This window comes from Pseudomonas sp. Tav-5-1A, assembly GCF_055755055.1.
In genome coordinates, this window is sequence record NZ_CM146901.1 from 1,834,623 (window position 1) to 1,845,289 (window position 10,667).

General features: G+C 61.7%; 14 protein-coding genes. All 14 read left to right on the forward strand.

Features of this window, described 5'->3' with window-relative positions:
• Positions 1-7: 7 nt before the first annotated feature.
• On the forward strand, positions 8-886 hold the full coding sequence (locus tag AC0J42_RS08230) for a head maturation protease, ClpP-related (protein ID WP_473005786.1): 879 nt from the start codon (positions 8-10) through the stop codon (positions 884-886).
• Positions 887-888: 2 nt separating this feature from the next.
• On the forward strand, positions 889-2,103 hold the full coding sequence (locus AC0J42_RS08235; RefSeq protein WP_473005787.1) for a phage major capsid protein: 1,215 nt from the start codon (positions 889-891) through the stop codon (positions 2,101-2,103).
• A gap of 41 nt (positions 2,104-2,144) precedes the next feature.
• Complete coding sequence (locus tag AC0J42_RS08240) at positions 2,145-2,582, forward strand: hypothetical protein (protein ID WP_473005788.1); 438 nt, start codon at positions 2,145-2,147, stop codon at positions 2,580-2,582.
• Between the two features lie 3 nt (positions 2,583-2,585).
• On the forward strand, positions 2,586-3,062 hold the full coding sequence (locus AC0J42_RS08245; protein ID WP_473005791.1) for a head-tail connector protein: 477 nt from the start codon (positions 2,586-2,588) through the stop codon (positions 3,060-3,062).
• Positions 3,062-3,403 carry a phage head closure protein gene (locus AC0J42_RS08250; RefSeq protein ID WP_473006825.1) on the forward strand — a complete coding sequence of 114 codons (342 nt, stop codon included), beginning with the start codon at positions 3,062-3,064 and terminating at the stop codon, positions 3,401-3,403. The genes AC0J42_RS08245 and AC0J42_RS08250 overlap by 1 nt, the downstream gene beginning before the upstream one ends.
• Positions 3,396-3,857, forward strand: coding sequence for an HK97-gp10 family putative phage morphogenesis protein (locus AC0J42_RS08255; protein WP_473005792.1), 462 nt, complete (start codon positions 3,396-3,398; stop codon positions 3,855-3,857). The genes AC0J42_RS08250 and AC0J42_RS08255 overlap by 8 nt, the downstream gene beginning before the upstream one ends.
• A 2-nt stretch (positions 3,858-3,859) precedes the next feature.
• Positions 3,860-4,228 (forward strand): DUF3168 domain-containing protein, encoded by a 369-nt coding sequence (locus tag AC0J42_RS08260; protein ID WP_473005793.1) that lies wholly within the window; start codon positions 3,860-3,862, stop codon positions 4,226-4,228.
• 64 nt (positions 4,229-4,292) lie between these two features.
• Entirely contained in the window at positions 4,293-4,784 is a 492-nt protein-coding gene (locus AC0J42_RS08265; protein WP_473005794.1) for a phage tail tube protein, read from the forward strand.
• A 9-nt stretch (positions 4,785-4,793) separates the two neighbouring features.
• Entirely contained in the window at positions 4,794-5,159 is a 366-nt protein-coding gene (locus AC0J42_RS08270) for a phage tail assembly chaperone family protein, TAC (protein WP_473005795.1), read from the forward strand.
• Positions 5,160-5,176: 17 nt separating this feature from the next.
• Positions 5,177-5,443: a phage tail assembly protein T gene (locus AC0J42_RS08275; RefSeq protein WP_473005796.1), complete on the forward strand. Its 267-nt coding sequence runs from the start codon at positions 5,177-5,179 to the stop codon at positions 5,441-5,443.
• Positions 5,444-5,496: 53 nt separating this feature from the next.
• Positions 5,497-5,868, forward strand: a complete 372-nt coding sequence (locus AC0J42_RS08280; protein WP_473005797.1) for a hypothetical protein — start codon at positions 5,497-5,499, stop codon at positions 5,866-5,868.
• 57 nt (positions 5,869-5,925) lie between these two features.
• Entirely contained in the window at positions 5,926-9,459 is a 3,534-nt protein-coding gene (locus AC0J42_RS08285) for a phage tail tape measure protein (protein ID WP_473005798.1), read from the forward strand.
• Positions 9,460-9,476: 17 nt separating this feature from the next.
• Entirely contained in the window at positions 9,477-10,061 is a 585-nt protein-coding gene (locus AC0J42_RS08290; RefSeq protein WP_473005799.1) for a hypothetical protein, read from the forward strand.
• Positions 10,061-10,663 (forward strand): hypothetical protein, encoded by a 603-nt coding sequence (locus tag AC0J42_RS08295; protein ID WP_473005800.1) that lies wholly within the window; start codon positions 10,061-10,063, stop codon positions 10,661-10,663. Before AC0J42_RS08290 ends, AC0J42_RS08295 begins: the two co-directional genes overlap by 1 nt.
• Positions 10,664-10,667: the final 4 nt, after the last annotated feature.

A 10,667-nucleotide genomic window follows, 5' to 3' on the forward strand; every position in this document is an offset into this window, starting at 1 on the left:
GTAACCCATGACCCTGAAGTCCATTCCGGCCGCGCCGGCGGCTCGCCCGTGCGCGCAGGTTCACTGCGACCTGATGCCCAAGGCCTTGGAGCGCTGGAACCCATCGATCAAGGCCGCGGCAACGGACGACAACACCATCACCATGTACGACCCGATCGGGTACGACTGGTGGACCGGCGACGGCGTCACTGCCAAGCGCGTCAGTGCGGCGCTGCGCACCATTGGCGACAGCGACGTGACGGTGAAGATCAACAGCCCGGGCGGCGACGTATTCGAAGGCCTGGCAATTTACAACCTGCTGCGCGAGCACAAAGGAAAGGTCACCGTCCAGGTGCTGGGCCTGGCTGCCTCGGCGGCCTCGTTCATCGCGATGGCGGCGGATGAGGTACAGATCGCACGCGCTGGCTTCCTGATGATCTACAACAGCTGGACCATGGCCGCAGGCGACCGGAATGAGCTGCGCGAGGTTGCCGATTTCCTTGAGCAGATCGACGGCACCCTGGCTGACATCTATGCGGTTCGCACGGGCGACAAGGCCGACGATATCCGCAAACTCATGGATGTCGAGACCTGGATGGGGGGCAGTGACGCAATCGAAGCCGGCTTCGCCGACTCGCTGCTGGCCTCCGACGCCACAAAAGAAGACCCCGAGGTTGAGCCACACCAGGCGGCCGCGCGCCGACTGGACACCATCCTCGCGAAGCAGGGTATGCCGCGCAGCGAGCGCCGGGCCCTCATCAAAGAACTCAAGGCGGGTATGCCTGGCGCTACCCCCTCCGGCAAGCAAAACGCTGCCGAAACACCGGCCGACTTGGCCACACCAATTGCCGAACTACAGGCCGCGCTATCGCGGTTTTCGGCAGCAGCTATCAATACCGGAGAATGAAAATGCCTGAATCTACTGCTGACCTGCTGAAGAACGTCTCGGCCGAGCTGAAAAAAGCGACTGACGATTTCAGCAAGCAGGCGGAAAACGCCCTGAACGAAGCCAAAAAGGCCGGCAGCCTGTCCGCCGAAACCAAAAACGCTGTCGACGAACTGGCGACCAAGTTCAACAGCCTCACCGAAGCCGAGAAGCAGCTGAAGGCGCAGCTGGGCGAGCTCGAGCAAGAATTCGCCCGGCTTCCATCGCAGTCGCGCCAGAGCGCGCAGGACACCCTGGGCGGTGTGGTGATCAAGAGCGAGGCGCTGAAGGATTTCGCCAAGAACATCGAAGCTTCCAAGCGCTTGAGCGTCCCGGTTAGTGCCGCATTGCTGACCGCCAACGTGCCGGGCACCATCGTTGCCCCGGATCGTCAGCCTGGCATCGACGTCATGCCGAAGCAGCGCCTGTTCATCCGCGATCTGATCGCCCCAGGTCGAACCGTCTCGAACACCATCTACTGGGTTCAGCAGACTGGCTTCACCAACGCCGCGAAGGCGGTGGTCGAAAACACCCAGAAGCCGTACAGCGACATCACCTTTGCCGAGAAGATCACCCCGGTTCGTACTCTTGCGCACATGTTCAAGGCATCCAAGCAGATCCTGGATGACTTCGCACAGCTGTCGTCCACCCTGGATACCGAAATGCGCTTTGGTCTGAAGTACGTCGAAGAGCAGGAAATTCTGTTCGGCGACGGCACCGGTGCGCATCTGGAAGGCATTGTGCCGCAGGCCAGCGCTTTCGATGCTGCCTTCGAGGTAGCCAACCAATCCGGCATCGATGACCTGCGCCTGGCCATGCTGCAGGCCCAGCTGGCTCGCCTGCCGGCCTCCGGCCACGTCCTGCACTTCATTGACTGGGCGAAGATCGAGCTGACCAAGGACAGCCTGGGCCGTTACATCCTTGCAAACCCCCTGGGCCTGGCCGGGCCGCTGCTCTGGGGCCTGCCAGTTGTGGCCACCGAGATCGCAGCATTCCAGGGCAAGTTCCTGACCGGTGCGTTCCAGACCGGCGCGCAGATCTTCGACCGTGAAGACGCCAACGTGGTGATCTCGACCGAGAACGCCGACGACTTCGAGAAAAACATGATCTCGATCCGTTGCGAGGAGCGTCTGGCATTGGCCTGCAAGCGTCCAGAGGCGTTCATCTACGGCACCTTCACCGCTCCAACTACCCCTTGACCTGACAGGGCCGCCCAGGCGGCGGCCCACTGGAGACAGTCATGAAATTGAAGACCACAAAACCGCTCTACCTGGGTGGCAAGACCTTGGTCGAGGGGACGCCGTTTATCACTGACGAGCAGCATGGCCGGCAGCTTCTCGCGAAGAAGTTCGCCGAGCTTCATGAAACTGACGAAAGCCCTGTGATCGACCTGACGGCCGATCCTGCTACCTCCAAGGCCCTCACTTCGGATTCTCTCGGGCCTCAGGCGCCTGCTTTCGAGTTGAAGCAGCTCGAGCGTGGCAACTGGATCATTGTCGACGCTTCAGGCGAGCAGGTCGGTGTCTTCGCCGGCACCAAGGCCGAGGCCACCACCGAGCTATCGCGCCTGGTCGCAGGTGGCGAGCCGCTGGCGGCCAAGGATGAATCAGAGCCGGTGCTAGGTGACGGTGAAGCTCCGCCACCAGCTGAAGAACCGCCGCCAGCTCCTCAGGAGTAATTCATGAGCCTGATCGACATTGAACGTGCCATGAGGCACGTGCTGGCGGAGCCTGAAGATCAGGACCTGGTCCAGGACAAGCTCGAAGCTGCAGAAGAAGCAGCCATGGCGTTCCTGAACCGCCGCGTGTTTTCCGACCAGGCTGAGCTCGATGCTGCCCGGGCTGGCATGGCTGCCAGTATGGAGTCGGCCCGGGCAGCTCATTCGGCTGCTGTGGAAGCGGCGAATGCCGTCTCGGATCAGCATGACCGTCGCCGCTTGTTGGACCATGCCCGGCAGGCCTTGGCGGATGCGCATGATGCAGTAGATGCCGTGGCCTACGGGATGGTGCTGAACGCTTCGATCACATCCGCGTGCCTGCTGATCGTCGGGCACCTCTTTGCCAACCGCGAGGAGGTTGTCGTGGGGGTGGTTGCAACGGAATTACCGATGGCATCCAAGTCGCTGCTCGGGCCGTACCGGACGAGGCTGGCCGTATGATTCGCGCCGGCCGGTTGCGACACAGGATCGACATTCAGCAAAAGGTGGCGGGTCGAGATCCCAAAACCGGGGAAATGCTGGGCGAACAGTGGGTCGCCGTTTGGGAGAAGTGCCCGGCCGCCTTTGAGCCGCTCAGCAGCCGGGAATTCCTTGCGGCGAAGGCTGAGCAGGCGGAAGCGACGGCTCGCGTTGTCATCCGGTACCGGCCTGGAGTTCTCGCGACCATGCGAATCCTTTACCGCGGTGAGATTTACAGCATTGTCGGGCCGCCTCTGGCTGACGCCGTGTCCGGCAAGGATTACTTGAGCATCCTGGTGGCGACGGGGGTGAACGATGGGTGAATTTCGCATTCAGGGGGCGGATGGCGTAGTCGGCAAGATGCGCGGGCTGGCGCCGAAGCTGCAGCGGTCCGGGCTGAAGAAGGCGGCCCGCCGCGCGATGAATATCGTTCGTGACGCCGCCAAGGCCCGGGCGAAGGCGCTGGACGACCCTGCCACCGCCGAGAAGATCTGGAAGAACATCGTCACCCAGGATTCGCCCAAGGAGGGCAGCCAGGTGGGCGGTGTGGTGATGCGTGTTGGCGTCCGTGGCGGCGCCGGCTCCAACCAGTACAGCAAGGATGCATCCGGCAACCCTGGTGGCGACACCAGGCACTGGCGGTACATCGAGTTCGGCACTGAGCACAATCCCGCAGCGCCGTTCATGCGCCCGGCGCTTTCCGAGAATATCGGGCCTGTCACTGAGCGTTTCGTCACCGAACTGAACGCCGAAATTGATGCCGCGCTGAGGGGGTAGGGATGTACGCACCCATTTTTGAGGTCTGCGCTGCTGATCCTGGTGTCGGCGCGCTGATTGGTGCCGGAGTGGACTGCCGCCTGTATCTGTTTGGCGAGGCGCCCGCAGGCGTGGCCAAGCCCTACGCGGTTTGGCAGGTTGTGGGCGGTGAGCCAGAAGATTACCTGGCGGACCGGCCAGATTCGGACCGATTTGAGCTGCAAATCGACGTGTATGGCACGGCTGCCACTCAAACACGCAACGTTGCCGCTGCCATCCGTGATGCCATCGAACTGAAGGCCTACATCACCCGCTGGAATGGCGATTCTCGCGACGAGCAGACGAAAATTTACCGCTACAGCTTCGACGTGGACTGGTGGGTTTACCGCTGACCACCCGATTTGACCGATGCCCGCCCAGTGCGGGCTTTTATTTGCCCGACATTCGGAGAAAACCATGTCGATTTTGACCCAAGGCACCAAGATTTATGCGCTGGTTCCGCCGGTGACCGGCACCGCGCCGCTCAGCGTCCTGCCTATCGACTGCGCGACCGCTTTCAACCCTGGCGGCTCCCCGGCCGACCAGATCGACGACACTTGCCTCGAGGACACCGTCCGCAAGTCGAAAAAAGGCATGCGCACCCCTGGCCAGGCTTCGATGACCGTCCTGGCCGACCCGCGGAACGCGAGCCACATCCGCCTCCACCAGCTTTCCGAAGCTGACGGTGAGACCACCATCAAATGGGCGGTGGGCTGGTCTGATGGTACCGAGCCGCCAACCCTGAACACTGCTGGCGATGATTTCGAGCTTCCCGAATCGCGCACCTGGTTTGTCTTCGAAGGTTACGTCGCGGACTTCCCGTTCGACTTCGCCGCAAACGCGAACGTCAGCACCGCGGTATCCATCCAGCGTTCGGGCGGCTCCGCCTGGATCCCGAAAACCGCATAAGGGCTGGCCATGAATCTGGATGACCTGAAGAAAAAGGGCGGCGTGATCGCCGACGCCTTCGTCAAGAAGGAAGTGACCTGGACCCGCCTCGATCCAGCTGCGCCGAAATCTGCCAAGCCGAACGGCAAGCCGAAGATGTTGACCGACAAGTTTGTGGTCCACATCCGCCGGCACGCGTTCGGCGTGATGGAGTCCATGTTCACCGGTGGTGATGATCAGAAGTACCGCAACGCGCGGTACCTGGCCGCCAGCGTGTTCTTCGGCCCGGAAGGCGAGGAGGAACTGCCGTTTGAGGACGCCGTCAACCTCGACCCTGGCCTCGGTGTGGCTTTGCTGCAGGCGGTTAACGAGGTGAACTCCCCGGTAAAAAACTGACGGCCGCCGATGAGTTGTTGCACGAACTGGTGCTCAACGGAGTCGGCGGGCGCACGGTTGCAGAGCTCAGGCAGAACATGAGCTACGTGGAGATGACGGCCTGGGCGGCGTATCGGGCGAAACACGGATCGTTCAACACGATGCAGCGCCAGGAGCAGATGGCCGCGATTATTGCCCTACAGGTGCACAGACTGGGGGCCGGTAAGTCCGACCTCATCGACTTCATGCCCAACGCCGAGCGGCCACCGGTTACGCTGGTGCAGGCAATGGAGGAGTGGGTCTGATTGGTTGCAGCCAAAACCGGTGCTATTGTTGTGCCATAAATCAAGGAGGACCTATGGCCACAATCAAAGTTGAAGCGGGAGATATCGATAAGGGGGCTTGGCAGTTTAACGGCACGTTCGGCGTCGCCCTGATGAGCAAAGCGAGTACCAAGGATCATCCGTGGAAGGGTGAGTCCATAAACCTCGGACTCGAATTGGATCGAACCGAGATATTGGATGAGGAAAAGGTGAAGAAGCTCGCAGGGACCGCTGGTTGGGGGGTTGCAGGTGCTGTGCTGCTCGGTCCGCTGGGCGCGATCGGAGGCATCCTGCTTGGCGGGAACAAGAAGGAGGTGGCATTCGCCGCTTACTTGAAGGATGGCCGGAAATTCATGGCTACCACCGATGGTGGGACCTGGAAAAAGCTGATGGCCGTAACTTTTTAGGCCGAAATTGAACACAAAACCCGCTCAGGCGGGTTTTTTTATGCCTGGAGAAAATGTATGGCTTCGCGATCGCTGGGCACGCTGACGCTCGACCTGGTCGCCAAAATTGGTGGCTTTCAGCAGGGCATGGATCAAGCGTCCAGGTCCGTGGCCAGCACTGCGTCGGCGGCCACCAAGGCTTCTAGTCAGCTGCAAGCGCTCGAGAGTCAATTCACATCCCTGGCAAGCGTGGCCGCAGGTTTGGCGGCACCACTCGCCGCAGCCTTTAGCCTGCACGGCATCTATGAAGCTACCGAGGCCTACGGTTCGCTCACCAACCGCTTGAAACTGGTGACTGACGGCTCGTATGAGCTGGCGCAGGCTCAGAACGCAGTGTTTGGGATTGCCCAGAGCGCCCGGCAGCCACTTGATGCGACGGCGGAGCTCTACCAGCGCATTGCCACCAATCAGGATGCCCTCAAGCTGTCCAGCCAGGGAGTGGCCGGCGTCGTGGGCACCATCAGTAAAACCCTGGCGATCTCCGGGGCATCTGCGGAGAGCGCGAATGCTGCGCTGATCCAACTCGGCCAGGCTTTTGCCTCCGGCGTGCTGCGCGGCGAAGAGCTGAACTCCGTGCTGGAACAAGCACCTGCTTTGGCCCAGGCCATCGCGAAAGGCATGGGGAAAACCGTTGGCGATCTGCGCAACCTAGGGGCTCAGGGGCTGCTGACGGCAGATGCGGTCGTCAAAGCGCTTCAGGCCCAGGCTGGGGCGGTCGACTCGTTGTTCTCCAAAATGAGCGCAACGATTGGCGGTAGCTTGACGGTAGTTGGGAACTCCGTGACTAGGTTCATTGGTGAAATCGACCAAATGTCGGGGGCTAGCGGCAAGGTCGCAGGGGAAATTCTCACCGCGTCCAAGACGATTGACGGGAGTCTACCCACGGTGCTGGACGGCATCCGTGAAAACTCCGATGCCCTATCGCAAGCATTCACGACCGGTCTGTATGTGGCTCTTGCCCGGGTGGCTGGCGGCTTTACCCAGCAGGGGGCCGAAGCGCTATATGCGGCGAAGGCTAACCAAACGGCTTTGGCTACCACTGCCAAGGTCGCCCAGCAGGACCTGCTGGCCGCGCAGGCGAAGCAGATCGATGCCAAGGCATCCCTGGAGCGAGCAAACCTCGAGCTGAGCGCTGCCCAAGGGAAAGTATCCTCGGACCGTGTTCGGCAAGCCTCAGAGCTAGCCAACATCAAATCTGTCGAATCTGCGCTGGCGGCCGAGCTGGCGCTCGAGCAGGAACGGCTCAAAGCGCAGATCAACGAGCAAGGCCGCGCCGCTTCGGTTGCCCGCCTGGCCGAGATTCGCCTTGCTCAGGTCGCTGTGATCAAGCAAGTCGAGGCCGCCGAGCGGTCCTTGGCCACGACTACCGTTGCTTCGTCAGCACTGATTGAAAAGGCGTATGCAGGTCGTACTGCTGCAACCTTGGCTCTGGGTGAGACCACTGCCGCAGTGAATGCGCTGAGCGTGGCGTCAGCAGATGCTGCTGCCGCTGCAAGCGTGACCGGAAGAGCGCTGGGCGCCCTGGCGACCGCCGGCAAGGGTGCGCTGGCGCTGTTCGGCGGGCCGGTCGGCCTGGTGTTCATCGCTGCCGCCGCAGCATTGTCGTTCATGGACTTCCGCAGCAGCACCGACAAGGCGGCCGAAGGGTTGGAAAGCCTCAAGGGCCCGCTGGACGATGTCATCGCCAAGTTCAAGACGCTGACCCGCGACCAGAAGGCTGCGGCCCTGGTTAAGTGGGGGGAAGCCGAAGCCGAGGGCGTGAAGGCCGCCGGCGAGGAATACGCAAAGCTGCAGAACATGCTGAAGACCGGCCTTGTCGGTCCACGGTCCAGTGAAACCGGCACCACCGTCTATAAGGATTACGCCAAGCAACTGGATGACGCGAAGGCCGCCGGCCAGTCGCTGTCCCCGATCCTCGAAAAGCTCAAGACCGATGCCCGGGTGGACCCCAAGATATCGGACGCGCTCATCAAGCAGGCCGGGGCTTACTCCACCGTTCAGGAATCCGTAACCCAGGCCCAGGACCGCATCAACGCTATCAACGGCGAGATGAACAAAGGCAGCGCGGCTGCCAACGGTAATGCTCAGGCCACGGCTGGCATGACCACCGCCGGGGAAAAGTATCTCCAGACCATGCAGACCCAGCTGGGCAAACTGCAGGACAACAACGACGCGGTGAAAGAGGCGACCCGCTACCTCGACCAGCACAAGGACCTGTCCGAAGCTGACCGCACGGCTATCATGTCCACCGCCTATGCGCTGAAGTCCCAGACCGAAGCCAACAAGGCAGCCACCAAGGAAACCAGAGACGCTTCCAAGGCTCAGACCACGCTCAAGGAGCAGCTGAAGCAGGCGGCCACCGGTTACCTGGAGCTGAAAAAGTCCTTCGACCCGGTGGGCGCTGCATCGGCCCAGTTCCAGAAAACCACGGCACAGCTGAACTTGCTGTACAAGAACGGCAAGATCACCCAGGCCGAGTACGCACAGGGCACCGCCTGGCTCGCCGAGCAGTTCAACACGGCCACCAAGGCCGCGATGGGGCTTTCTCAGGCCGAGCAGTACCGCGGCGAGCTCGAGAAGAAGCTCAACAACGACCGGGCCCAGTACGCCAACCAGGCTGCTGCCATCGGGCAGGGCGACAAAGAAGCAGAGCGCGCCCAGCAGCGCCTGGAGCTTGAGCGGGAGACCAACGAGAAGCTGCTCTCGCTGCGCACCGAGTTGGCCAACGCCACCACGGAGAAGCAGCGTAACGACCTGCAGGCCCAGATCGACCTGACCAATGAGTATCTGCCCAAGCAGGTCTCCGCGATGGAGGATGGCTTCAAGCAGATCGATGCAGCCCAGGGCGACTGGATGAATGGGGCCCGGTCGGCATTCCAGAACTATGCCGACCAGGCCGCCGACGTGGCCGGGCAGACCAAGACGCTATTTTCGAACGCCTTCACCAACATGGAAGACGGCATCATCAATTTCGTGAAGACCGGCAAGCTGTCCTTCAAGGACTTTGCTGACGGTGTGATCGAGGATCTGATTCGCATCCAGGTACGGCAGGCAGCGGCCGGATTCCTTGGCACCGCATTCAGCTTCCTGACGGGTGGCAGCGCTGCGCTGGGCACTGGGACAATGACCGGCAGTAGCACGCCGCTGGCGCTAGTGGCCAACGCCAAGGGCGGGGTGTATGACTCGCCCAGCCTTTCCGCATTCTCGAACGAGGTCCACAACAGTCCGCAAATGTTCGCATTTGCCAAAGGCGCGGGGATATTCGCGGAGGCTGGCCCTGAGGCCATCATGCCGCTCACGCGTGCCGCTGATGGCTCGCTCGGCGTTCGTGCGCTAGGAATGGGCGACACCTCTTCTGCTGAAGCGGCGGTAGGCTCAACGACATCCATTGGCGGAATCACACAACACATCAGTGTTGGCGGCAACGCTGATGCTGCAACGGTCCAGCAAGTCCAGGCAGCGGCCAAGCAGGGGGCAGTCGATGGATACAACCTGGTGCTGCGCGACCTCAAACAGAACGGCCCGGCCCGCCAGCTGATCGCCAAGCGATAGAGCCTCAGGAGAAGTGAATGGCTACCACATGGCCGGCAACGCTGTGCCCCAACGAAATGAGCTGGGGCATGGTCTACAACAACCGCGGGTTCACTTCGACGCTGTCGAATGCCCAGCAGGTGGTCGGTTATCCGGGCGCCTACTGGCAGTGCACGCTGACCTTCAGCGGCCTGACACGGGCGAAGGAGCGCGAGCTCACCGCCGTCATCGGACGGCTGCTGGGAATGTTTGGCACGGTGAACCTTCCGGCCTTCACACGGCGCCGCACAGACAACATCGGCGCAGCGGTAGTGGTCACGGGCAATGCCCAGGCCACCACCATGACCATCGGTGGCGTCACGGCCAGCAAGCAGGTTTTCAGCCTGGGCGATTACATCAGCGTCAACGGGGAGATGTTTGAGGTGGTGGACAACGCCGCTTCCAATGCCCAGGGCCAGGTTGTGGTCTCGCTGAACAAACGTATCCGCCGCGCGTTGGCCGCTGGCGCCGTAGTCGAGTACCGCAATCCCTATTCAGAAATGCGCCGGACCGACGATTCCAACAGCCTGACCATCCAGCCCATGGTGGCCAATGGCACGCTGCAACTGCGGGAGGCCTTCTGATGGCTGCTGTGTTTCCGTTTAGCCAGAGCGTCGTGAACATCATCGCGACCGGCAAATTCATGGTGGTCTATGCCTGCCAGCTGGATTTCCAAGACGGCATGGTGTTCGCGCACACCGGCACCGGGCAGTTGGTGCTGGACGGCATCACCTACGACGGCGTGGGCACGTTCGGGGAGGTAGGCCAGGCCCAGGAAAGCGACAACTCGGGATCGCCTATGTCCATCGACCTGACGCTGACCGGCCTGGATGCCTACATCCTGCAAGAAACCAACATCCGCGGGTGTCGTGGGCGATCCGGGAAGCTGCTGTTCGTAGTGTTCGACGAGGCCGGCAACTACGCCGCCGACATTCTGTTCTCCGGCCGCATGGATGCCGCCCAGTTCGCGTTTGGTGGCAATGGTTCGGACGGCAACAAAATCTCGGTACCCATCATCGACCGGATGGCCGAATGGAGCCGCACGGGCACCGAGCGCTGGACCGATGAAAACCACCGGGCGCGCCATGAGGGCGACCGCTTCTTCTACGCCGTCGCGCAGATGGCTGAATGGCCCATTTACTGGGGGGCCAGCAAGGACGCGCCGTCCTTTACCTACGACAAGTGACCCT